Consider the following 24,190-nt stretch of genomic DNA (forward strand, 5'->3'; position numbering starts at 1 on the left):
ATAATTAAAAATATTCCTTTTAAATTTGCGGTATGGGAGTAGCTGAATTATTATTAAAACGCAAACAAGAATTGATCGAAAAGAACAAAACAGAAGGTTTAGCTTTTCGAGAAGAATATAAATTGAAAGAAGGTGTAACCGAAACCGAAAGTGGATTATTGTATGAAGTAATCACGATTGGAGAAGGAGTGAAGCCAACTTTATCTGATACGGTTTTGTGTCATTATCATGGAACAAATATCAACGGAGAAGTTTTTGATAGTTCGGTTCTACGCAAGAAACCTGCAGCTTTTCCTTTGGAAAATGTAATAAAAGGTTGGGCAGAAGGAGTACAATTAATGCCAGTTGGAAGTAAATTTAGATTTGTTGTAAAACCTGAAATTGGTTACAAAGACAGAGAGATTTCAAAAGAATTAGGACCTTATTCTACCATGATTTTCGAAGTAGAATTGATGGGGATTTTATAAAATATTTAAATAAAAAACCACTTCATTAGAAGTGGTTTTTTTATGTTTAAATTTTTCTCTAATTTTTCAATATTTCATCAAAAAACTCTTTCGAATCGTTATCAAACGTAGGTTTTTGTAACAATAATTGAGAAATTTTCACAATTTTATCAAAATCTTGTTGCGTAAAATATTCACCAAAATGTTCGTTGCAAAAATCACCTAAATTTCCTAAAACGATATTCACTTCCTCTTCGCTCAACTCACCTTTTTGTTTCCAACGTTCACGGAACAAACTTGCTGCTAAATAAGAAGAAATATCAATCAAATCATCAATCGATATGTTAGATCCGTTTTTCAATTTTGCCATAATCAACGTATCCATATCGCGATAAATCACTTCTCGTATTGTCAAATCTTTATTTTCCATTCTTTGTATTCTTTCGCAAAATTAGAGATTAAAATTTGGTTCTACCTGAAATTTCATCAATTCTTTCGTTTTTGGATGCGTAAATTCCAAAGATTCAGCATGTAAATGCAAACGATTTGCTTTTTTTCCATATAAATCATCGCCAATAATTGGTGCATTTAGTCCCAAACGATGCGAAGCATGCATGCGCAATTGATGTGTACGACCAGTAATCGGATAAAAATAGACAAGCGTTTTATTGTCTTTTCTTGCAATGACTTCATATTTTGTTTGCGCCGTTTTTCCATGTTCATAACAAACCATTTGTCGTGGTCTATCGTCCAAATCGACACGCAAAGGCAAATCTATAAAACCATTATCGTGCTCAATACTTCCATCTAAAAGGGCAATATAGCGTTTATGAACTTTACGTTTAATGAATTGTTGTTGAAGAAGTTTATGGCTCTCTTTATTTAAAGCTAAAACAAGAATTCCAGAAGTTGACATATCCAAACGATGAACAATAATTGGACCTGTAGCCAAAGGAAATTGATGTTTAATTCTAAGATAAACCGAATCTTTAATCTCAATTCCAGGAACCGAAAGAAACTCTTCTGGTTTATTGATAACAATCAAATCTTCATCTTGATATAAAATTTCTAACTCTTCAACGGTAGAATTTTGCTTCAACAATAAGTTTTCATTTAGTTCAATTCCTTGCAACATATGTCCTAAAATTGGCTCACATTTACCTGTACAAGCTGGATAAAATTGTCCATGTTTTCTAACTTCAGATTTAGGCGAATCTCCCCACCAAAACTCAGCCATACAAATTGGTTCTAAATCATTTTGAAATGCATATTGCAATAATTTGGGTGCAGCACATTCTCCGGCAGCAGCTGGAGGTTGTTGAAATACTGTGTTCGAAAAAATCTCTAATAATCCTTTTTCTTGCTTAAACTTATTCAAGAACTGATATTGATTAAATAATTGATTTTGAAGAGAATTAGATTTTGTTTTTCGTTCTTCTTTTAATGAATTGATTTCAGTCTCAAAAACATTTATTTTGTTTAATAAAAGTTGTTTTTCAGCATCAAGTTTTTCACTCAAAACTCTGAATTCATATTTATCACGTAAACTTTGTTTGATTAAATCTTCTTCAAAAAATTGAATTTCTTCTTCAGATAAAGTTGATGAAATTGTTTCGCGTTGAGATTTTCTATCTTTTTTATTTGATTTTAAAAGTTGTTTTCCTTCTTCAATTTTTAATTTAGAATTGATTTCAAATTGAAGAAAATCTTCTTTAAGTTGTAGATAGTTTTGATTATTCTCTAATGATTCTAAAATACGATTGATTTCATTCAAACGTTCTTCTTGTTCTAAGAAAAAACCATTTTTATTCAACATATCAAAAACAGGTGGAACAAAAATTTTGTGTTGATTAGTATTAGCTAATTTCCCTGAAACAGCTGCTAAATAACCAATTTTGTTCTCCTGATTTCGAACAACTAAAACACCAAACATTTTACCAATTGGAGTAGAAGATAGATCATTTTCTAAACCAAAATTATGTTCAAAATCGGTTTGATTTTCCAAGTATTCTTGTACCTCTTTGCATGCTTGTTTTGCAATTTCAGTTGGTTCATAATAAAATGGATAATCAAACTTTTTAGGAAGTTCGTATGTTGTAATTGGTTGTTTAAAATATTGAAAATAACTGGACATTTGTTTCTTTAAAATCGATGCAAAGATACAGTTTAAGGTATAAATTTAGAAAAGAATAGTTTTAAAATACCAAAAAAAAGCTTGATTAATCAAGCTCTTTTTTTAATCGTCTATCGTATCTTTTTTGATGATTTTCGTATTATTTGGTACTTTTCCGTATAAAAAGTCGAGGTATATTTTACTGTAAGAATTAAATAATTGGAGTAATTTGAAATAATTTACATCATTCAATTCTATTTTAGATTCTGTATTCGTTAATGCATTATCAATGAAATCTCTGATTTTGAATTTCGGAATTTTTAAATCATTTGTAAAATAATCTTCACCAAAATAATTCTTAATTTTTGTAATTTTATCGTATTTATCTTCATAATCAAGCAATGCTTTTCGTTGTTTTGCTTTACCAGAAAAAACATCATAAATACGCCCAATGTCCAATCTCGTCAACGTAATATCTCCACTTAAAAATCCAGCTTTCAACGAAGATGTATCTTTTATAGGTTTGATATCAGGATTAACACCAAGACTTTTATAAAGTTTTGTTACAACATCAGCTTTTTTTCCATTTTTGACATCTTTTTCAAGAATTCCTGTCAATTTTTGACCAATATATGCGGTATTCAATTGAATTGTCTGCACAGCTAAATGCACTACAATTGTTTGTTTATTGAATAAATTTGGTCTTAAGATAATTAGTCGATTTTCGTACCAATCAGATTGTATTTTTAGCGTGTCATTTACTTTTGCTTGAATAAGAAAAGTTCCTGTAAAATTAGAAATTGTTGTATGATTTGTTCTCAGATTTGTAACGTAAACTCCTTCTGCTGTATCGTCAGAATCATCAATGATAATGTTTCCCTGAATCCATTTTTCTTGTGCGAAAATAAAATTCGACAACAGCAATATTAGAATGGTAAATAGTGATTTCAATTGTTCGTGATTATACGTTTAATTATTTGTACGAAGATAAGTCTTAATAAATTAGCATCAATTTTGTTAACGTTTATTGGCTAAATTTTAAAAATCTATTAAGAATTATTGATTTTTGTTTTGATTTAATTCATTCAAATAATCTTTCGCATAAGATTCTAAATCAATCATTATCGTACCAAATTGTCTGCTCAAAACTTTTTCTTGAAGCGGATAACGTGCATTAACATAATATAAAAATTCTTCTATTTTATATTCAGGAATTTGTAATTGATTAGTATAAAAATCTGTTGGATAATAATGTTTAACTTCTTGAACAAGAGAAAGTTTTGTTTCATAATTACGTACACGACGTTGCTCACGGTAAAAACCATTTATATGACCAATTAATCGAACAGGATTTAAAACATCCATTGGTTTGAATTTGGCAATATCTCTTTTAGGTTCTAAATCTCGTAAACGTTGATCAAGTCCCATTTTATCGTANNCTCAATTCAATTGTTTCAATATCCAAATGTGCTTGTAAAAAACCTTTGTTGTAAATGTTTTGATTGATTACAATTTTTCGAGGAATCAAAAAATCTGCTTCAAACAAAATCGTATCGCCAACATTTGCTTGGATAGAATAATAACCCGAAGGGCTTGTATATGTCTTACTTTCTGACGTCAGATTTTCTATACGAGCACCAGAAACTGAGGAAATATAATCGTTTCCTTCGTCTACAACCACAGAACCAGTAATCAACTTATTTTGCGCAAAGCTGATGAATGGAAATATAAATAGTGTGTATGTTAACCAATATCGCATGTTAGATTTAACCTTTTATTTTTTGTTTCATTTTCGACCAACGATAATTTCGGATGAATTTCTCTTGATCTCGATTTACCATTTTTTTTGTACCATTGGTTTTAGCTTCAAAAAAACCTTTCAAATAATACAAAATATATGTGGGTTTCTTTTTACGTAAAGCCAATTTTGTGCCAGCAATTAATGTAATCCAAAATCCGTAACCCAATGCATAATAAGCTGCACCTTGTTTGTAAAGTGCCGATTTATTGTAACTAGCACCAGTTGGTTTTAGATGTTTGATGTGTAAAGATTCGTCTGTAACAACTTTCCAACCATAATATTTACACAACAATTCGTCTACTGTATCCCAACCCATATGTGCGCGTAATCCACCAATTTTTTCGTAACAATTTTTTCGATAAGCTTTAAATGCACCACGAATATGGTCTTTATCTGTCAGATTTTCAAGAATCCATTTTCCGTCTTTGTCAATATACGCAAAACCACCAACCATTGCAATATCTTCATCTTGATTAAAATGAGTTAAAATAGTCTCAAAATAATTGAACGGAATATCTAAATCAGCATCCAATTTAACAATAATATCATAATTAGGATCAATGATTTCGTAACCTTTTAAAAAAGCTTGTATCACTTTGCTTCCTGGCTGATGTTCACCTTTTGATAAGATATTTCTTAATTTGATGAACGGATATTTTGCTGTAAATTCTTCTACAATTTGTTGTGTTTTATCAGTTGAATGATCATTTATAACAATCACTTCATAGGGCAAAACAGTTTGATTAACGAGAGAATTTAGCGTAATCGCAATAAAATCTTCTTCGTTATGTGCAGGTATAACAATAGAGTATTTAGTAAGTAAAGTCTTTTTTTCGTTCTGCGTAGACAGCATAATATCTTGGTGTAATTCTTCTTAATAAGGGTCTTATTCCCAGTTTGTTTGATGGATGCGTCCATTTGTGACGATGTATTACATTCCATCCAGCTTTTTCCATTAACATGTCAAATTGCCAATCTTCAAATTCGTGATAATGTACATCTCGCGCATCATTTTGATTACGATAAGCAGGCGAAAACCACAAACGCATCGGAATTGAAGCTAATAATTTATCTCCAGGCAAATTTCTTAGCACTTCCATTGGATTTACCAAATGTTCTAAAATTTCTAAAGCCGTTACAAAGTTAGCATCATAATTTTGCAAATCCTTATAATAATAGTCCAAATCGTCGCCATTTGTATTTTTTACATCAAAACCATTTTCCAACATCACATCTGTAAAAGGATTTTTGATTCCTAAATCAAGAATTTTATCAGTAGGTTGAGCAAATTGTTTCAGCAAAGCTAAGGTTTCATTGTATCTTTTTTGTGGATATATTTTGTACATTGTGTTAGTTGTTTTCGGATGATAAATTTAATCATCTATTTTAATATTGCTCGTTTCTATTTTAAATTTTTTTATTGCAAATTTGCCAGATGAAAACGATTGGATATTATCGATTACGAAACAAAAATAAAGTAGAAGGTTTTGCGAAGGAGATAGATGGAGTGACCTATTTTAAAGGTTATAACGAGTTTTCTTGGCACGAAAATGCTTTACAATTTGATACCATAGATATTGGAATAGATATATTGGATAAACGAAATCGACGATTATTTACCAATGATATTGTGTTGTATAAAGTCTCTAAAAAACCATTCTTGCGTACAGGTTTTGTCGTTTACGAACCAAAACTGAAAGAATTTGGAATCGTAGATCAACAAAGTTTTCATTTTACACCTTTCTATGTTGAAGGTTTGTGTTTATTCGATCATGATAAACTCGAAGTAATTTCTCATTTATTTACGAAGAAAGAGGTTTCTAAGTAAGTTTAACGAGATTTTTCCATTAATTAAATTTGAAAGAAAGCAAAATTGACTGTACATTTGGGTCGTGAAACTATGGGCAACTAAAATTTTAATTTTTTTATATATAACAACTTCAACTCAATTGTGTCAGTTATATAAATTGCCTGTGTTTATTTCTCATTTTATTGAACATGATAAAGGAGGAGACTTTTTGGATGAAATGAAAACTTTTTTAGTTCATCATTATGGTGGACATGAGGTTGATGCGGATTGGGAAACTGACCAAAAATTACCTTTCATGAAAGTTGAGTTTGTTCATATCGACTTTTTTTTCTCTCCCATAAAACTCTTTGATGTTTTACACTTAGATAAAGAAATTTCTACGACTTCAATCAAAACATTTGATGAAGATTTCTTATATACTCATTATTTAGATTCTATTTGGCAACCGCCAAAACAAGCGTGATTTTTTTAGATTTTACGATAGATTGATTCTTTCAATTTATCCAATTTCAGCTATTTACAACTTGTATTTAGCACATTTTTAATCTATACAATTTTACGATGTTAAATAAAATTATTGATTTTTCAATCAAGAATAAATTTATCGTGGGTTTGTTTACGTTGGCTTTGTTGATATTTGGTATTTACGATGCGACAAAATTACCCATTGATGCACAACCTGATATTACATCTAATCAGGTTCAAATTATCACTGTAGCGCCTTCTTTTAGTGCAGAAGATATTGAGCGTTTAGTGACTTTTCCTATCGAACAAGCTAATTCTAATATTGGTGGGATTACCGAAATTCGTAGTTTTTCTCGTTTTGGATTATCATTGGTAACCATTGTTTTTGATGACAATACAGATGTTTATTGGGCGCGACAACAAGTAAGTGAACGATTGATTCAGGTTCAAAATGAGATTCCCGAAGGTATTGGAGAACCACAACTTGGTCCAATTTCGACAGGTTTGGGCGAAATCTATCAATATGTTGTTCGTCCCGCCGAAGGTTACGAAGATCAATATGATGAAACTGAATTAAGAACAATTCAAGACTGGATTGTTCGTCGTCAACTTTTAGGCGTTCCTGGTGTGGCAGATGTGAGTAGTTTCGGAGGAAAATTGAAGCAATACGAAATTGCAATTGATCCGCAACGTTTACAATCTTTTAGTCTGACAATTAATGATTTATTTGATGCACTGAGTGAGAATAATCAAAATACAGGTGGAGCTTATATCGAAAAAGGTCCTACTTCTTTATTCATCCGTTCTGAAGGTTTAATTGGTAACATCGAAGATATCGAAAATATTTTGGTCAAACGTTCGCAAAGTGGAACACCTATTTTATTGAGAGATGTTGCAGACGTAAAAACTGGCTTTGCTACGCGCTATGGTGCAATGACATATAACGATACAGGTGAAGTTTCTGGTGCAATTGTTATGATGTTGAAAGGAGCAAATAGTAACGAAGTGGTTAAGAATGTACAACAACGTATCGAAGAAATCAAAAAGACATTACCTGATGGAGTTGTTATTGAACCTTTCTTAGACCGTAAAAAAATGGTTGACAATACTATTCATACGGTTGAAACGAATTTACTTGAAGGAGCCTTAATCGTTGTCTTTATTTTGGTACTTTTCTTAGGTAATTTACGTGCTGGTTTTATTGTAGCTTCTGTCATTCCTCTGGCCTTATTATTCGCGATTATTATGATGAATATTTTTGGTGTAGGTGGAAACTTGATGAGTTTAGGCGCATTAGATTTTGGATTGATTGTCGATGGTGCTGTGATTATTGTAGAAGCGGCGATGCATCAGTTAGCACACAACAAAAAATTTGGGTTGAAGAATAAATTAACGCAAACTGAAATGGATCAAACAGTTGGTTCTTCAGCTAAAAAAATGGTGAATTCGGCTGTTTTTGGTCAAATTATTATTCTAATCGTTTATTTACCAATTTTTACTTTACAAGGAATAGAAGGAAAGATGTTCAAACCAATGGCGCAAACAGTTGCTTTTGCTCTGATTGGTGCATTTATTCTTTCGTTGACTTATGTTCCGATGATGACTACTTTATTCTTAAGTAAAAAGAAGAAAGTCAAACCAAATTTATCGGATCGTGTAATGGCTAAAATTGAGATTTTCCATCAGAAATATTTAATCAAAGCCTTAAAAGTTCGTACTATTATTCTAGCTGTTGTACTTTCACTTTTCACTATTGCTGTTTTTGTGATGTCTCGTTTAGGTGGAGAATTTATTCCTGCCTTAGAAGAAGGAGATTTTGCTGTAGAAGCGCGTATTTTACCAGGAAGTAATATTACGACAACAATAGAATACACAAATAAGGCAGCTAAAATACTGAAAGATCGTTTCCCTGAAGTTGAAATGGTTGTCACGAAAATTGGGAGTGGAGAGATTCCTACCGAGCCAATGCCAATGGATGCAGGAGATATGATTATTGTTTTGAAACCTAAAAAAGAATGGACTTCTGCCACAACTTTTCCAGAATTATCGGATAAAATGAGTAAAGCTTTGGAAGATGTTCCAGGACTTTCAACGGGATTTCAATTTCCTGTTCAGATGCGTTTTAATGAATTAATGACAGGAGCACGACAAGATGTGGTGGTGAAAATATTTGGTGAAAATTTAGATAGTTTAGCCAATAATGCAGAGAAATTAGGAAAAATAATCAATACTGTAAAAGGAGCGCAAGATTTGTATATCGAACCAATTAATGGAATTCCACAAGTTGTGATTGAATTTGATCGTGCTTTATTAGCGCAATATGGATTGAGTATTGGAGAAGCAAATCGAATTATTAATATGGCTTTTGCAGGACAATCTACTGGAATGGTTTTCGAAGGTGAAAAACGTTTTGATATGGTGGTTCGTTTAGCAGAAGACAAACGCGAGAATATCGAAGATATTCGAAATTTATTGATTCCTACTGCTTCTGGAATTCAGATTCCATTGAATCAATTAGCAAAAGTAGATTATAAAAATACGCCAAATCAAATTCAGCGCGAAGATGCAAAACGTAGAATTGTTGTTGGATTTAACGTAAAAGGACGCGACATAGAAAGTGTTGTACAAGAATTACAACAAAAAGTTGATGCTCAAATAAAACTTCCTACAGGTTATTATACAACCTATGGTGGAGCTTTCGAAAATTTGAATCATGCTAAAGCTCGTTTAGGTATCGCTGTTCCAGTCGCCTTGGTTTTGATTTTTGTCTTGTTATTTTTTGCATTCAAATCAATCAAAGAAAGTTTATTAATTTATACAGCCATTCCGCTTTCTTCAATCGGTGGAATACTATTCTTAGCTGCGCGAGATATGCCTTTTAGTATTAGTGCTGGAGTTGGATTTATCGCACTTTTTGGAATTGCCGTTCTAAACGGAATTGTATTAATATCAGAATACAATCGTCTACGTGATAACGGAATTAAAAATACAACTCGAATTGTTATTATGGGAACACGAACTCGTCTTCGTCCCGTTCTAATGACAGCTGCCGTAGCCTCTTTAGGTTTCTTACCAATGGCTCTTAGTAATGGTTCGGGCGCAGAAGTTCAACGTCCATTAGCAACTGTTGTTATTGGAGGATTAATGGGCGCGACTTTCCTTACTTTATTTGTTTTACCAATTTTATATGTTATGTTCGAAAATATTCATTTTAAAAAGAAATCAACTCGTCATAAATCAATTCCTACAGCTATTTTATTAGTTCTAGCTTTGTTTGGAACAACTGCTAATGCGCAAGAACGTATGAGTTTTGATGAAGTTGTCAAGTTAGCTGACGCGAATAACCTCGAAATTAAACAAGCAGAATTGACTACTGTTTATCACGAGAAAAATGTGTTTGCCAATCGTTCGCTTTCACCTTTAGATATAGCTGCGGAATTTGGACAAGTGAATTCAGGTGAATTTGATAACAAGTTTACTATTTCGCAATCGTTTCAATTTCCTGTGGTTTTTAAACGTCAAAAAGCTTTGAACGAACAAATGATCAGTACTTCTAAAGCAAATGAACAATTGACGAAAGTTGAAATTAAACAACGATTAGCTAATCTGTATGTCAATATGCAAAATACAGAATATCAACAAGATTTATTGAAAGAAAATGAATTGATTTACCAAGAGTTTTTGAAGAAAGCAAATTTACGTTTGAAGAAAGGTGAATCAAACCGAAGTGAGGTTTCAACGGCTATTATTCAGTTGAAATCGATTCAAAATCAATTGAAATTAGTCGAAAATGAATTAGAAAATGAATCAAGACAAATTCAATTTTTAACCAATTCATCATTCAAAATTTATCCAACAAAAGATGGTGTAAATTGGAGTGAAATTGCAGGATTATCTGTTTCAAATGTACATCCAATGTTAAAATTAGCTGAAGAAAATATTCAGACTTCTACTTTAGAAACTGAAGTTGAAAAATCGAAAAAAGTTCCAGTTTTAACAGTTGGATATTCAAATCAAAGCTTTTCTGACTTGGATCAAAATCGATACAATTCTTTTCAAGTAGGAGTTGGCTTACCTTTGTTTAATAGAGGAATTAATTCGTCAATTGAAGCCTCAAAAGTTAAAACTGATCTTGCAAAACAAGCGTATACTTTACAACAATCGAAGTTGCAACAAGATTTTGATGTTTTAAAAAATAAAGTAAACGCTTACGAAGAAATAGTAGGAGATTTTGAGCAAACTCAACTTCCTGCTGCGAATGATTTACAAAAAACAATTAATCGTCAATTACTAGAAGGAGAGATTAATTTTTTGGATTGGGTGATTCTGAATAATCAAATCATCGAAGTGAAAACAAAGTTTTTAGAAGCAAAGAATCTACGTAATCAGGCTTATGCCGCAATGACTTTTTATACTGCACAATAATATGAAAAAATATATCTTAATGCTTTGTACATCTTTTGTTGTGATGAGTTGTAACAAAGAAGAAACAAAACCTGAAGTAGAGCAAAAAGCAACTATTTCTACTTCAATTTTAAAGTTGACAGATGCTCAATTAAAGAATTTTGAAATTGATACAACCTCTTTACGTCATCAGAATTTACCTACAACTATTCGGCTAAATGCAAAGACGGCAGTAACCCCAGAAAATACTATTTCTATCACCAATGCCTTTGGTGGTTATGTGAAACGAATTGCACTAATTCCAGGAAATTATGTCAATAAAGGACAAGTTTTGGTGGTTTTAGAAGATCCGCAGTATATCCAAATGCAAGAAGATTATCTCACAACAAAAGCTTTGTTAGAGCAGGCTAGTGCAGATTATGTTCGTCAAAAGGATTTGAATGCAGAGCAAGCAGCAAGTGACAAAGTGATGCAACAAGCGAAAGCAACACGTCAATCGTTGATGGTAAAGAAAAGTTCCTTGGAACAGAAACTAAGATTAATGAATATCAATCCTTCCTCAGTTTCGTTGAGTAATATCCGACGTACCATCAATGTTTATGCACCGATTAGCGGAATGGTGAGTCAGGTTTTTGCGAATACAGGACAATATATTTCGCCAGCAGATGCGATGTTAGAAATTATTAATCCAGATCGTTCTTTGTTGAATGTAAAAGTATTTGAAAAGGATCTGAGTAACATTCAGATTGGTCAATTTTTGAAAGCTTATACCAATGCAAAACCAGATCAAAAGTTAGATGCGCAAATCACCTCAATTTCAAATCAAGTGAATGAAGATGGAACGGTTGATGTTTTTGCACGAATTACGAATGCGAATGGTACGCGATTAACAGCGAATATGTATTTCAATATCGAATTGCAAGTGAATTCGCTTGACGCGAATGTTTTACCAGAAGAAGCTGTAATTCAGTTTGAAGGAAAAGACTATGTGTTCGAAAGACAAACTAAAAATCAGTTTCGATTAGTTCTTGTAGAAATAGGAGGTTCTGCGAATAAAATGATTGAAATAAAATCTCCTCAAAATTCAGGAAAAGTCTATGTTTCGAAAGGAGCATATAATCTTTTGACTGCGATGAAAAATAGTGGAGAAGGAGATTAGACTTCGAATTATTGAATATAAAAAACGAGCAATTTATTGCTCGTTTTTTATTGAATTTTGTTCTTTTTAAATTAAAATCCAATTAGAAAATTTGCTATATTCATCTCATCTTGATCAATTTCATTAATTTTGAAAAAATGGAAAGTGTATGCAAATTTTAGTAATCGAAGATGATAAGCGAATAAGCGATTTTTTAATCAAAGGATTAGAAGAAAATGGACATTTGGTTACGCTTTGTAAAGATGCCGAAACTGTTTTAGATGAATTTCTTACGATTCAGTTTGATTTGATTATTTGCGATATTATGTTACCAAAAATGGATGGAATTCAGCTTGTACAGACACTTCGTTACAAAAAAATATTCACTCCAATTTTGATGTTAAGTGCATTAAATACAGTTCAAGATAAAGTTTCGGCTTTGGACTATGGTGCAGATGATTACATTACAAAACCATTTCATTTCGACGAATTATTATCGGGAATCAAAGTTTTAAAGCTTGGTAATCAGTTTAGTTCAAAAAAAAATCTGAAAATAAATTGATTTTGATGACTTACAAATTTTTAAATGCAGTTTAGGGAATAAAATTTGATATTCACACCAATGTTTTGGATGTTTACATTTCGAATTCGCATAATAAAATCGAGAAAAATTGTACGAAATATATCCATAGACTAAAAGGTGTTGGTCATCTGTTTAATGTCTAACTTATGAAATTATAACACCGATTAGCGCTTTATTCAGTCATTATTTTGATTGTTTGTTCAGGTAAAGAGTATATTTTACAAGAAAATGATGTTAGTTATACAATAGAAATCCCACAAGCAGCTAAGCTCAATAATCCTTATTTATAAAATTTTTAGACCGTCTTTATTCATCATTGAGATGGTTTTTTATAATCTTTCATTCATGAAAATTACAATTGTAGAGGACGAATTATTGGCGGTTACTTATCTAAAGAATCTTTTAGAGAAACAGTCTATTATAGATGTTTCTTCCATTACAATTTTGCGTACTACAAAGAAAGCAAGGCTTTTTTTAAAGAAAATTCGGTTGATCTTATTTTTATGGATATTGATTTGGGAGATGGAAAAAGTTTCGAAATGTTTCAAGAAGTTGAGATACTAACGCCAATTATTTTTATCACAGCTTATGATGAACATGCTATGAAGGTATTCAATCATTTTACGATAGATTATATTCTTAAACCGTTTGAAGTAGAGGGATTGAGGAATTGCATGTTGCTTTGCAAAAATTTAAAACGATTCGTACAAGCTTCGTTATTTTACCAACTTTACAATCTATTGCAGTTTTAGAGAATTCTCCGTCCGATATTATGTATCGTTTTTTAGTGACAAATGGTAATAAATTACGCTCAGTTGAAGAACATGAAATTGATTATTTTTTTGCTTCGGGAAAACATCTTTTTATAAAAACGAAAGATGAGCTAACCTGTATTTATGATGACACAATAAAGGATATTATAAATAAATTGGATGAGACTATTTTCTTCAAAATCAATCGAAAATTTATTGTTCACATTGATGCAATTACTGAAATAATAAGACATTCAAGTCAAAAAATTGAAATTCATCTTCAACCAAAATCAGAAGCTGAACAAGCTATTTTTATCAGCAAAACACAGATTAATGCTTGGATGGATTGGATGAATAGATAAAAAAAATCTCACATTTGTGAGATTTTTGTTTTCACTCAATTCGTTCTAATAAATACCAATTATCTTTGAATTTTTGAGAGATTTTATATTCATTTTGAAAATTCATAACTATTTTTATTCTCTGGATTTTTAGTGTAAAACAATTTATTATAATTAAGTAATTGATATATTTTTAACTCAAGTTTTTTATTAAAATAGAAACCAGCAATTTGATTGCTCTTATAAATTTCAAACAAAAAAATCCTTGAGTTTCTTGAAGGATTTAAATATTATTTGATCGAAAAATTAATTACAACCATTCATCATCATCTTCTGAATCTTCTAATTCAGCATCGATGAATTGAATATAAAATCCAACAATTTCTCCTTTTTCATTATAACCAAAGTAAGCAGGGTAGATTCCTTCTCCAAAACCAGCTTGAAAAATTGGCGATTTGAATTCTGTATTTGGAATTGTCCAATTGATCCAATCTCCTTCTTCTGATTGATATTTAGGATTATTTTTAGCGTTTTCTACGAATAATGCATTAAAATAATCATCGTATAAATTTACATCACCTTTGCTTTCGAATTCATCAATGAATTTTACAAAAGAATCTTTTGCTTCTGCATCAACAATTGTTGCTAAACCACTTTCGATAGAAAAACCAAAATATTCTCCTTCTTGTAATTCGTCAATCAACTCAATTCCTTTCATTGCTTCTTCGTAACGAACAGGTTTTTCGTTTGTAAAAGCAACTTTGATACAACCAATCAAATTCTCAACGTCACCATCGTCTTCAAATTTTACGATGCTTGCAGTTACAGGAAAATTACCTTTTGGCGTTTCAAGGAAATAAGGATCTTTATCCATTGATAAATACTCTCCCAAAGGATCATTTACAAAGATTTTACCTGATGGTAAAGAAATTTCTCCCATTTCGATTTGGTCGATTTCTACACCTCCAATTTCTTTATCTGTAAAATATTTTTCTAAATCATTAGGAGCTAAAGTGAATTCTCTTTTAGATTCCCAAGTTTTTAACCATTCTGCTGTTGGTTGCATAAATTATTGTTTTTAAGTGGTACAAAATTACATTAAATAATGAGAGTAACTTAACTTTTATATGTTAGTGAAAAATTAAATTATCTTAATTTTTTTCTCAATTCATTCTTATCAATATCATGTTCTAAATGCATGATCGAAATTAAATCCTCTTCAGAAAGTAAATTATTTTTGTAATATTGAATTAAAAATGATTCGATTTTAGAAAATTCATTTAACGATTTTTGTAAAAAATAAGCTTCAATAAATTGATTATGTTTTGTTTTTAATGTAATCAAATTACTAATTCCGTGCGAACCTTCTGGATTTTCGAACTCACCAAATTCTTTTACAGCTTTTCCTTTGTAATCTTCATTATCAATGACAATAGAAAACAAATCGTTGATTGAAAAAGTTTGATTCTTTACAGAAATTGTATCTTTTGTAAATGTCAATTTTCCATCAAAATTACCTTTCAATTCTGCCGAAGGTCGCTTAAAATAACCATTCCAATAAGCAACAGCTGTTGCTAAAAGCCCAATAAAAATGTAATAATACGTTTGATTTTTGAACACTTTCAGTTCCAAAAACACAAAACTAATTACTGTAACCGCTAGAAATGATAAGATTACTTTTGCAATCTGTTTATTATTTTTTTTAGGTTTTTCTGGTACAAAAATTTCAAAACTATAACTATCCATGTGCTATTTCTTTACGAACTCTACTTAAACTTTCGGGTGTGATGCCTAAATATGAGGCAATCATCCATTGCGGTATGCGAGAGAGTTGGTTGGGATAAAGACGCATAAATTCTAAATAACGAGTCTTTGCAGATGCACCAAGTAACAAATTAATACGATCTTGTAAACTACGTACATGATTTTGAATTAATTTATTTTGAGCAGCTAAATAATTTGGATTTAATCGTGTGATTAGATCATTTAATTTTTCATTCAATAAAATAACGGTAGAATCTTCTATTGCTTGAATATAAAATTTTGATTGTTGCTTACAAAAAGCACTGTTTCTATCGCTTACAATCCAATTTTTTGTACCAAATTGTAAAACATGTTCTTTTCCGTTTTCATCTATTGTATAAGAACGAATAACGCCAGATTCTACAAAAAAATAATCTTCGGAATATTCGCCAGGTTCTAAAATAAATTCATTCTTTTTGATGTGTTTTACCACCAAAAATTTTTCAATTTCTACCCATTGTTCTTCTGTGAGATCAATAATATTTGATAAATGTTTTTTATAATTTTCCATATGTATAGGAATGTGCAACAAATTTAAGAGAAATTAATCAATAAAATTGTATCAATATTTGTTACAATTGAAAATTTTGTACTAAATTTGTCCCATCGATTTAGAGAAATGAATAATTTAAGATTTGCAACGGCGATTCATATTTTAGTTTTGACTGAAAAATTTAAAGGACAATTAATTACTTCTGATTTTATTGCTGGAAGTATTAATGTGAACCCTGTTGTGGTTCGTCGTGAAATAAAATTCTTGAAAGAAGCAGGTTTTATCGATTCGAAAAAAGGTAAAGAAGGAGGAATTTATTTAGTTAAAAATTCTGCTGATATTTTATTAGGCGATGTGTATAAAATTGTCAATCAAGAAAATGTTTTTGGACGAATGAATCATACCAATCCAGAATGTCCAGTTGGTAAACAAATGAATGATAATCTTGAAAAATTATTTGATAATGCTGAATCAGATTTAATAAAATCGTTAAATCATAAAACTTTAAAACAATTTTCTGATGAATTTCAGTAAAATTTTTTATCTTTAAATATAACAAAATTAATTACAATATAAAATTAAATAAAATGAGAGTAGCAGTAATTGGAGCAACAGGTTTTGTAGGCTCACATATTGTAGAAGAATTGGTAAACAGAAATCAATCTATCAAAGCATTTGCGCGAAATACAGACAACGTTTTGGATAGTAAAAACGTAGCTAAAGTGGCATTAGATGTAAACGATGTGCAAGCTTTGGCGACAGATTTGAAAGGTGCTGATGTGGTTGTAAGTGCTTTTAATGCAGGTTGGACAAATCCAAATATTTATGAAGATTATTTGAAAGGCGCAAAAGCAATTGAAGAAGCAACTAAATTGGCTGGTGTAAAACGTTTGATTGTTGTTGGTGGAGCGGGAAGTCTGTATGTGAATGATAAAAAAGAACTGCAAATTGTAGACGCGCCAGATTTTCCTGAGCAAATAAAACAAGGCGCTTTGGCTGCGAGAGATTATTATAATATCTTGAAACAAGATAATGAGTTGGATTGGACAATGTTTTCTCCAGCGCCAGAAATGCATCAAGGAACTTCTGGAGAGCGAAAAGGTACGTATCGTTTAGGGAATGATGTACCTGTTTTCAATGCAGAAGGTCGTAGTATTTTGTCTGTGGAAGATGTTGCAGTGGTGATTGCAGATGAAATTGAAAATGCCAATCATATAAAAAGTAGATTTACAGCAGCTTATTAAGATGTTTGAATAAATTTATAATAAAATTATTTTTATAGGACAATTTTTTGTTTTTGGTACGGTTTGTGAAAAACAGATAGCAAATACAAGAATAATGAAATTGTCAATCGCAATAGGATGTTTAATTCTAAGTTTAGGATTTGTTCTAATATGCTCTTTTCTAAATCTTGGTGTATTTTTTAATCAACTGCTTGGAGTAGTTTTTCTTTTCTGTAGTTTGTTTATGGGATATTTAGGTTTTGTTAATTTATTTGATTACCTAAATCATTCAAGATTAGTAAATAAAGGATTAAAAGTAAAAGCACATATTATTGAAATAAAAAGAGGTTTATTAGGAGAAAATCATTTGCCAGACTATATAGTTGAAGTTTTTTATAAACATCCAAATACTGAAAAAATTTATTATACAGAATTTGAATATTTTGGAGATGTTAACGCAAGTGAGAATCTAAAAAAAGGAAAAGAGGTTGATATTTTAATCGATCCTCAAAATCCAGAAAACATTTATTATAAAAATGTAATTTAAAAAGGCTGTCCTAACAAATAAGACAGCCTTTATTATTTTTATTTGGATAAAAACTATTTTTTGATATACCTTTTATTTCCATTGTCATTGATGTAGTATTTTCCACCTTTTGGTCCTACATAAACTTTGTGCCCATACTAATTACCTGCAGTGGTAGTTTTAGCTACATTCGTTTTTGTTTCGTTTTTTGGAGTAGTCGTTTTCTCAACTTTTATTTCTGAAACTACTTTTTTATCAGTTTTACCTTTAGGGGTAACTTCAGTTTTCTTAATTGTGGTTACTTTTACATCCTTTTTAGCATGTGTTCCTTTTTTATCTGCTGATGCTTTAGTTGTTGTCTTTACTGTTTCTATTTTAGTTGCTTTTGTTGGAGTTTTTTTTTGAGCAAATGCTACAGATGATCCAGTAAGAGCAAATAAGCTAAGCGCGATAGCTGTTTTTTTAATTAAATTCATTGTGATTTTCTTTTGAATTGTTATTTATATTCAGTTAAAATTTCTATTCAATATTAAATAAATTATCCACCAAAACAACCAAAATAAACTTAAGATTAGCTTAAGAATAATTATTTTAAATGATCCAATAACATTTCTGCTGTAGCTGGGTTTGTAGCTAATGGAATATTGTGTACATCGCACAGTCTCAATAACATATTTACATCTGGTTCGTGCGGATGTTTTCCCATCGGATCTCTAAAAAAGAAAACCATATCTGTTTTTCCCTCCACAACACGAGCGGCAATTTGCGCGTCACCACCAAGAGGACCAGATAGATAGCGCGTAACTTTTAGTCCAGTTTGCTCGGCATACTTTCCTGTCGTTCCTGTTGCGATAAATGTGATATTATTATTGTTTAAAGCTTTTTTATGTTTCATTAAAAAATTGACCATTTCAGCTTTTTTTCCATCATGAGCGATCAATGCTATTTCCATATATTTTTTCTATTTAATCTAAAATATTACTTTTGTACAAAGTTAGCAGAACAATCTTAAATAACGAGTTGTTTTCAGAATTATAAATAGTATACGACTATGAAATTTAATTTATTAACGGTAAAAGAAATTGTAAAATTAACGGCTGATGCTGTTCAAATTTCGTTTGATGTTCCTGAGGAATTACACGAAGAATACAATTTTTTACCTGGACAATATATCACTCTTAATATTAATGGAGAACGAAGAGATTATTCTTTGTGTGAATCTCCTAATGATAAAAAATGGAGCATTGGGGTTAAATCTCAACCAAATGGAAAGATTTCTTCTTATTTAGCAAATGAACTAAAAGTTGGTGATCAATTGGAAGTTTCTACACCAAGTGGACGTTTTACAATTCCAACAAAACCAAACGAAAAACGTACGTTATTAGCTTTTACGGCGGGTAGTGGAATCACGCCAATTATGAGTATGTTAGAGTTTACTTTGCAGACTGAAGAATGGGTAAATTTTCATATTTTTTATGTAAATAGAGATGAAAACTCAATCATGTTCAAAGAGCGTTTGACAGAATTGAAACAAAAATATCCAAACAATGTTTTTATTCATCATTTTTATACGCGCCAAGATCAGGAGAATTTCATTTACAATGGACGAATTGATGAGAAGAAATTTGATTTAATCTTGAATCAAATTATTGATATCAACGAAGTAGATGAAGCAATGGTTTGTGGACCAGAACAAATGATTTTGACTTTAGCGAAGAAAATCAACGAAGCGGGAATTATCGAGAAACATATTCATTTCGAAATGTTTAATCCTTCAGTGAAAACAGAAGATATTTTTACAAAACATGACGAAGGACCTCAAACGGTTCAAGTTACTGTAACACTTGATGGAGAAACTTCTGAAGTGACTTGGGATAGAGGAAAAAATTTGATTGATACAATGTTAGACGCTGGTATTGATGCGCCTTATTCATGTAAAGGTGGTGTCTGTTCGTCTTGTATGTGTAAGATAACAGAAGGCGAGGTGCATATTGGAGACAACTATGTATTAACAGATTCTGACTATGAAGAAGGAATGACGTTAGCGTGTATTTCTCGTCCAAAAACAGCTACTTTAGCAATTGATTTTGATGAAGTTTAAGTTTAAGAACAATATATTTTAAATCAAAAAGGCGAGCTGAATTCAGCTCGCCTTTTTGATTTATATTTGTTCGCTTTGAATTAGAATTTTATCATCTAAATCTTTATTTAATTTTCCTCATCAAACATTTCCTTGAACGAGACAAATTCTCTTCCCGGAAGAATTAAATTTAAAGCAACTCCAATTATAGATGCCAAAGCCATTCCTTCTAAAGAAAATAAATCTCTGATGTGAATTGCCGCACCACCAATTCCTATAATTAGGATAACAGATGAAATGATTAGGTTTCGTTTTATCTTAAAATCAACTTTATTTTCAATTAACATTCTCAAACCACTCGAAGCAATAATTCCGAATAATAAAATAGAAACGCCACCCATAACTGGTGTTGGAATTGTACTTAATAATGCTGAAACTTTACCACAAAATCCAAATAAAATAGCAAAACAAGCTGCTCCAATAAATACATAAATACTAAAAGCTCTTGTAATAGCTAAAACACCAATATTCTCGCCATACGTCGTGTTTGGAGGCCCACCTAAACAAGCGGCAATCATTGTTGCAATTCCGTCACCTAACATAGATCGGTCTAAACCTGGATCTTCAATTAAATCTCTATTCACGACTTTACTCAAAACTAATTGATGCCCGATATGTTCTGCGATTGGTACAATTGCAACCGGAATCATTAAGAAAATAACATACCAAGACAAAGTTGGTGTGTAATCTACAAAAGGAATGGTAAAATCTGGAATCATAAACCATTTAGCTTCTATAACAGGATTTAGGTCGACAACTCCCATTGTAATTGCAAAAAGATATCCACCAATAATTCCGACCAAAACTGGAATTACACTCAAAAAACCTTTACTGAAAATTGCTGTAATTATCGTGATAATTAAGGTAACAAAACCAATTGTAACATAGGTTAAATCATATTCACCAGAAGGATTATTCGTTACCATTTTGATTGCTGTAGAAGCTAATCCAAGACCAATTACCATAATTACTGGACCAACAACAATAGGAGGTAAAAGTTTCATTAACCATTTTGTTCCAGCCGTTGCTATAAAGAGTGCGACCAATGAATAGGTAACTCCAACTAAAAAACTACCAACCAAGAAACTTCCTGTCGCAATTCCACTTTCTGGGTTTGCTTCTAAAGCTTTCATTGCGATAATTGGATTGATAAAAGCAAATGAAGAACCAAGGTAAGAAGGGACTTTTCCTCGCGTAATTAAGATGAAAACTAAAGTTCCGATTCCGCTCGAAATTAATGCAATTGCTGGAGACATTCCTGTCAAAGCAGGAACTAAAACTGTTGCACCAAACATTGCAAAAAGATGCTGTATACTTAATAATATACCTTGTCCTAACTTCGGTTTTTCGTCGATAGCTAAGATAATATTTTGGTCATTTTGTTGACTCATTTGTAAAAGAAATTGAAAATTGTTTTGTTTGAATGCAAAAGTAGCTCAAAACGATTAATAAGTATAGAAATCATATAACTATTTAGCGAAATCTTGTAAATGGTTTTGGAACAATTCTATCGAAATTTGTAAGACAAAAATCAAAGAGTTATGGAAACAAAAGAATTAAAATTCAAAACAAATATAAATTGTAGTGGTTGCGTGAGCAAAGTGAAACCTTTTTTAGATAAGTTAGATGGTTTAGAAGCTTGGGAAGTTGATACTGATAATCCAGACAAAGTTTTGTCTGTAAAAATTAATCAAGCAACAGACGAAGAAATTATTGATACAATTGAGGAAGTTGGTTTTTCAGCTGAATTAATTGAAGAATAGATAATTTTTTAGGTAGAATGACTTATGTTTTTGTGATAATTTAAGTCAATATAATCTCAAGTTAATCTTGTATTGACTTGAGATTTTTTATTTTATTTTTTCGAAATTGTAGAAAGAAAAGTACGCCCATTGCAAGTTGAAGGATGAATAATAAAATAATCCACGTATTCATTTTTGCTGCAAAATCTGATAATTGATTGTATAGTACATCATATTTTTCCACCGAAGTTTCAGCTATATTTTTCACAAAACGTATATCATTCGATTTTTCAATCAGCATAATTTGTTCACCTTTATAACCTTCATTTTTATTCGGAACAAGTTCAATTTGATTCGCGCTTACAAAAAATAGAAAAATACTAATGATTGTAGATAAAAATAATAGAAAATAATTGATGTATTTCATTGGTTACAAAATGTTGTGCAAAGATACATTAACTTTTCTTAGCTTGCTTTATATGCGCTAAATGATGATTGCAATGCCAAGCATAAATCGCAAGATTTGTTTTTAAATCAATCAATTGATTTGTTTCCGGATGACGAAATTTTTTCTCCCAATCGCTTTCAACAAACGAATTTAACAAAACAACCCAACGTTGATGCAGCGCAAATAGCAAATTGACTGAAATGTTGACTTCAAGATTTTTAGAATCTTCTAATTCAGCCCAAATATTTTCCTCGTAAGGTTTTATTGTCGGAACATCTTCGGTTAAAGCTAGTTTAAAACGAATAAAGCTATTCATATGGCTATCTGCACAATGATGCACAACTTGTCTAATTGTCCAGCCTTCAGGACGATATTCTTGTTCCAATTCAGCTTCTGAAAGAGAGGTAATTTCATTCTGAACTTTTTATGGAAACTCACGAATTATTGAAATCCATTGTTCAATAAATTCTGTATTAAATGATGCTGGAATTTCAAATTTTCCAATCGGATATTTTAAATTTTCTAGTGTTTTCATATTGTTCTTAAATTTAATAAATTTTACAACTTTACTGATAAAAATTATTCTATTTTGTTAGAACGAGTCACTAACTTTGCAACTTAAAGAAAATAATTGTGCAAACTAAACGCATCATAAAATTTGTTACTATACTGATTATTTTTGTAATTCAGTTTTTGTTTCTATTTGCGATAATGAACGAGCGGATAGAACATTATGTTGTGCCATATATTATTGTTGCGATTTGTGCTTTATTGCTAATTGTTTACCGCAAATTTCCGTTACATCATCCCGAATATTCATTTGATCGAAAAACATTAGTTTTATGGATTCCTATAGCGGCAATTATAACGTATTTAATCAATAATCAACTTGGTTTAGGAGGCGTTTTTTCAGCTGGAATTATCGGAACTTTAGGTTCTTTTTTAACGAAGTTTAATCCTCGTTCAGAATATTTAAAACAAATTGCAGGACCTGTTTATTGTGGCGCTTTCATTGGGATGACTTCGCTTGATTTTCAGTATGTTTATTGGATGATTATTACAGCTGGAGTTTTTACAGCCTTGTTGTTTTTTGCTACAAAATCGTTATTTGTTGGTGTGGGAGGAAAGCTGGGAACGTTAGCGTTTATCGGTGTTTTATTGAGTATGTTGTTGTTTAAATTAATTGCGGGATAATGATTATTGAATTTTTAATATTAATGATGTGTTCAATAATAGCTTCATTAACAACGTACGAATTAAATATTCGTTTCAAACAAGGTCCAGTTCGTGCCTCAGCGATGATTGCGATGATTGTTGGTGGATTTTTCTATTTCTTTCCGACAATTTTACCTGAGTTTTATACCAAAAATATTCCGTTGTATGTAATTGGCGGAACTTTCATTGGAATGGTATCATCAACCATAAATATCAGTTACTTTTCGTTGGTTTTCTCTCCAATTTTATTTGCAGTTTTATTGCATTATACGAGCAAAATTTTCAATGGTTATGGAGGCGCGTTAGGTACAACAGCTTGCATTTCGTTGATGTGCACAATGGCATTCCCAATTATCACAAAAAATAAAAAGGTAACGTATGGTTATCGACTAATTCGAATTATTTTTAAGAAAAGAAAACGAAATAAAATTATTAAACGTAAAGTTTATTCGTAATTTTACCCATCTAACCTTAGGAAACTTGTAATAGCGAAAGACAGAAAAGTAATGTAAATTACTCCAAATAATTCCATCATTTAATTTCATAATTGCTTGAAATAGATAATTATTGTTGTTCTAATAGATTCCTATATAAATAAAACTAATTAAATAATTTAAAAATTTTGGTAAATAAGGAGGTTTATAGATCATTAAATTATGTCAAATAGCAACATTTAAATACAAAATTATAATGGTAATAATTATAGCAAATAACCATCACTAATTGCAAGTAATTTGTGCTAATTAT

Annotated in this window: 29 protein-coding genes; 15 read left to right on the top strand and 14 right to left on the bottom strand. The window is 30.9% G+C overall.

Going from position 1 to position 24,190, the window contains the following annotated elements:
- Positions 1-32: 32 nt before the first annotated feature.
- Positions 33-467, top strand: a complete 435-nt coding sequence (locus B3R94_RS07760; RefSeq protein WP_052217810.1) for an FKBP-type peptidyl-prolyl cis-trans isomerase — start codon at positions 33-35, stop codon at positions 465-467.
- Positions 468-525: 58 nt separating this feature from the next.
- Here the strand turns inward: B3R94_RS07760 and B3R94_RS07765 are convergent, their stop codons facing one another.
- The 6 genes from B3R94_RS07765 to B3R94_RS07790 all read right to left on the bottom strand — a co-directional run bounded on the left by B3R94_RS07765 (position 526) and on the right by B3R94_RS07790 (position 5,706).
- Complete coding sequence (locus B3R94_RS07765) at positions 526-876, bottom strand: hypothetical protein (RefSeq protein WP_038335727.1); 351 nt, start codon at positions 874-876, stop codon at positions 526-528.
- A gap of 21 nt (positions 877-897) precedes the next feature.
- On the bottom strand, positions 898-2,580 hold the full coding sequence (locus tag B3R94_RS07770) for an RluA family pseudouridine synthase (protein WP_291099903.1): 1,683 nt from the start codon (positions 2,578-2,580) through the stop codon (positions 898-900).
- A 102-nt stretch (positions 2,581-2,682) separates the two neighbouring features.
- Positions 2,683-3,477 carry a hypothetical protein gene (locus tag B3R94_RS07775; protein ID WP_291099906.1) on the bottom strand — a complete coding sequence of 265 codons (795 nt, stop codon included), beginning with the start codon at positions 3,475-3,477 and terminating at the stop codon, positions 2,683-2,685.
- A 138-nt stretch (positions 3,478-3,615) separates the two neighbouring features.
- The gene (locus B3R94_RS07780) at positions 3,616-3,987 is read right to left on the bottom strand and encodes a hypothetical protein (RefSeq protein WP_291099909.1); all 372 of its coding nucleotides are present in this window, start codon (positions 3,985-3,987) and stop codon (positions 3,616-3,618) included.
- 338 nt (positions 3,988-4,325) lie between these two features.
- Positions 4,326-5,213, bottom strand: a complete 888-nt coding sequence (locus B3R94_RS07785) for a glycosyltransferase (protein WP_291099913.1) — start codon at positions 5,211-5,213, stop codon at positions 4,326-4,328.
- Positions 5,173-5,706 carry a methyltransferase gene (locus B3R94_RS07790; RefSeq protein WP_125349489.1) on the bottom strand — a complete coding sequence of 178 codons (534 nt, stop codon included), beginning with the start codon at positions 5,704-5,706 and terminating at the stop codon, positions 5,173-5,175. The genes B3R94_RS07785 and B3R94_RS07790 overlap by 41 nt, the downstream gene beginning before the upstream one ends.
- 89 nt (positions 5,707-5,795) lie before the next feature.
- On the opposite strand from B3R94_RS07790, the gene B3R94_RS07795 reads away from it, so the two are divergent.
- The 7 genes from B3R94_RS07795 (at position 5,796) to B3R94_RS14215 (ending at position 13,874) form a co-directional block, all read left to right on the top strand.
- Positions 5,796-6,188, top strand: coding sequence for a hypothetical protein (locus tag B3R94_RS07795; RefSeq protein ID WP_125349490.1), 393 nt, complete (start codon positions 5,796-5,798; stop codon positions 6,186-6,188).
- A 139-nt stretch (positions 6,189-6,327) separates the two neighbouring features.
- A complete protein-coding gene (locus B3R94_RS07800) occupies positions 6,328-6,633 on the top strand; it encodes a hypothetical protein (protein WP_152606051.1) in 306 nt (101 codons plus the stop codon).
- Between the two features lie 98 nt (positions 6,634-6,731).
- Complete coding sequence (locus B3R94_RS07805; protein ID WP_280035620.1) at positions 6,732-11,060, top strand: CusA/CzcA family heavy metal efflux RND transporter; 4,329 nt, start codon at positions 6,732-6,734, stop codon at positions 11,058-11,060.
- Between the two features lies 1 nt (position 11,061).
- Positions 11,062-12,198: an efflux RND transporter periplasmic adaptor subunit gene (locus B3R94_RS07810; RefSeq protein ID WP_125349493.1), complete on the top strand. Its 1,137-nt coding sequence runs from the start codon at positions 11,062-11,064 to the stop codon at positions 12,196-12,198.
- A gap of 148 nt (positions 12,199-12,346) precedes the next feature.
- Complete coding sequence (locus B3R94_RS07815) at positions 12,347-12,739, top strand: response regulator (protein WP_291099916.1); 393 nt, start codon at positions 12,347-12,349, stop codon at positions 12,737-12,739.
- Positions 12,740-13,263: 524 nt separating this feature from the next.
- Positions 13,264-13,512: a LytR/AlgR family response regulator transcription factor gene (locus tag B3R94_RS14210; RefSeq protein WP_291062467.1), complete on the top strand. Its 249-nt coding sequence runs from the start codon at positions 13,264-13,266 to the stop codon at positions 13,510-13,512.
- On the top strand, positions 13,443-13,874 hold the full coding sequence (locus B3R94_RS14215) for a LytTR family DNA-binding domain-containing protein (protein ID WP_313567186.1): 432 nt from the start codon (positions 13,443-13,445) through the stop codon (positions 13,872-13,874). Before B3R94_RS14210 ends, B3R94_RS14215 begins: the two co-directional genes overlap by 70 nt.
- 289 nt (positions 13,875-14,163) lie before the next feature.
- Here the strand turns inward: B3R94_RS14215 and B3R94_RS07825 are convergent, their stop codons facing one another.
- From B3R94_RS07825 to B3R94_RS07835, 3 genes are all read right to left on the bottom strand, one after another.
- The gene (locus tag B3R94_RS07825; protein ID WP_291099919.1) at positions 14,164-14,919 is read right to left on the bottom strand and encodes a DUF4241 domain-containing protein; all 756 of its coding nucleotides are present in this window, start codon (positions 14,917-14,919) and stop codon (positions 14,164-14,166) included.
- An 80-nt stretch (positions 14,920-14,999) separates the two neighbouring features.
- Positions 15,000-15,599, bottom strand: a complete 600-nt coding sequence (locus B3R94_RS07830; RefSeq protein WP_286500528.1) for a hypothetical protein — start codon at positions 15,597-15,599, stop codon at positions 15,000-15,002.
- Positions 15,592-16,167: a Crp/Fnr family transcriptional regulator gene (locus B3R94_RS07835; protein ID WP_291099924.1), complete on the bottom strand. Its 576-nt coding sequence runs from the start codon at positions 16,165-16,167 to the stop codon at positions 15,592-15,594. Before B3R94_RS07835 ends, B3R94_RS07830 begins: the two co-directional genes overlap by 8 nt.
- Positions 16,168-16,275: 108 nt before the next feature.
- On the opposite strand from B3R94_RS07835, the gene B3R94_RS07840 reads away from it, so the two are divergent.
- The 3 genes from B3R94_RS07840 (at position 16,276) to B3R94_RS07850 (ending at position 17,919) form a co-directional block, all read left to right on the top strand.
- Entirely contained in the window at positions 16,276-16,683 is a 408-nt protein-coding gene (locus tag B3R94_RS07840; RefSeq protein ID WP_291099927.1) for an RrF2 family transcriptional regulator, read from the top strand.
- Positions 16,684-16,736: 53 nt separating this feature from the next.
- A complete protein-coding gene (locus B3R94_RS07845) occupies positions 16,737-17,393 on the top strand; it encodes an NAD(P)-dependent oxidoreductase (RefSeq protein WP_038335757.1) in 657 nt (218 codons plus the stop codon).
- A gap of 94 nt (positions 17,394-17,487) precedes the next feature.
- Complete coding sequence (locus B3R94_RS07850; RefSeq protein WP_291099930.1) at positions 17,488-17,919, top strand: hypothetical protein; 432 nt, start codon at positions 17,488-17,490, stop codon at positions 17,917-17,919.
- Between the two features lie 137 nt (positions 17,920-18,056).
- Here B3R94_RS07850 and B3R94_RS07855 read toward each other — a convergent pair whose 3' ends face one another.
- The gene (locus tag B3R94_RS07855; protein WP_291099933.1) at positions 18,057-18,374 is read right to left on the bottom strand and encodes a hypothetical protein; all 318 of its coding nucleotides are present in this window, start codon (positions 18,372-18,374) and stop codon (positions 18,057-18,059) included.
- Between the two features lie 110 nt (positions 18,375-18,484).
- Complete coding sequence (locus B3R94_RS07860; protein ID WP_291099936.1) at positions 18,485-18,850, bottom strand: methylglyoxal synthase; 366 nt, start codon at positions 18,848-18,850, stop codon at positions 18,485-18,487.
- A gap of 99 nt (positions 18,851-18,949) precedes the next feature.
- Here B3R94_RS07860 and B3R94_RS07865 point away from each other — a divergent pair, with 99 nt between their 5' ends.
- Complete coding sequence (locus B3R94_RS07865) at positions 18,950-19,999, top strand: 2Fe-2S iron-sulfur cluster-binding protein (protein WP_280037963.1); 1,050 nt, start codon at positions 18,950-18,952, stop codon at positions 19,997-19,999.
- A gap of 107 nt (positions 20,000-20,106) precedes the next feature.
- Here the strand turns inward: B3R94_RS07865 and B3R94_RS07870 are convergent, their stop codons facing one another.
- Positions 20,107-21,429: a solute carrier family 23 protein gene (locus tag B3R94_RS07870; RefSeq protein WP_291099939.1), complete on the bottom strand. Its 1,323-nt coding sequence runs from the start codon at positions 21,427-21,429 to the stop codon at positions 20,107-20,109.
- Positions 21,430-21,579: 150 nt separating this feature from the next.
- Here B3R94_RS07870 and B3R94_RS07875 point away from each other — a divergent pair, with 150 nt between their 5' ends.
- Complete coding sequence (locus B3R94_RS07875; protein ID WP_038335762.1) at positions 21,580-21,801, top strand: heavy-metal-associated domain-containing protein; 222 nt, start codon at positions 21,580-21,582, stop codon at positions 21,799-21,801.
- 61 nt (positions 21,802-21,862) lie between these two features.
- On the opposite strand, the gene B3R94_RS07880 is transcribed toward B3R94_RS07875, so the two are convergent.
- Both B3R94_RS07880 and B3R94_RS07885 read right to left on the bottom strand, forming a co-directional pair.
- Positions 21,863-22,207 carry a hypothetical protein gene (locus tag B3R94_RS07880; RefSeq protein ID WP_038335765.1) on the bottom strand — a complete coding sequence of 115 codons (345 nt, stop codon included), beginning with the start codon at positions 22,205-22,207 and terminating at the stop codon, positions 21,863-21,865.
- A 28-nt stretch (positions 22,208-22,235) separates the two neighbouring features.
- The gene (locus B3R94_RS07885) at positions 22,236-22,637 is read right to left on the bottom strand and encodes a YfiT family bacillithiol transferase (RefSeq protein WP_313567190.1); all 402 of its coding nucleotides are present in this window, start codon (positions 22,635-22,637) and stop codon (positions 22,236-22,238) included.
- A 302-nt stretch (positions 22,638-22,939) separates the two neighbouring features.
- Between B3R94_RS07885 and B3R94_RS07890 the strand changes: the two genes are divergently transcribed.
- Positions 22,940-23,422 carry a hypothetical protein gene (locus B3R94_RS07890; RefSeq protein ID WP_291099942.1) on the top strand — a complete coding sequence of 161 codons (483 nt, stop codon included), beginning with the start codon at positions 22,940-22,942 and terminating at the stop codon, positions 23,420-23,422.
- Positions 23,423-23,445: 23 nt separating this feature from the next.
- On the top strand, positions 23,446-23,898 hold the full coding sequence (locus B3R94_RS07895) for a hypothetical protein (RefSeq protein ID WP_291099945.1): 453 nt from the start codon (positions 23,446-23,448) through the stop codon (positions 23,896-23,898).
- Positions 23,899-24,190 lie beyond the last annotated feature (292 nt).

Origin of the sequence: Empedobacter sp. UBA7611 (assembly GCF_002484365.1) — a bacterium.
GTDB lineage: Bacteria > Bacteroidota > Bacteroidia > Flavobacteriales > Weeksellaceae > Empedobacter > Empedobacter falsenii_B.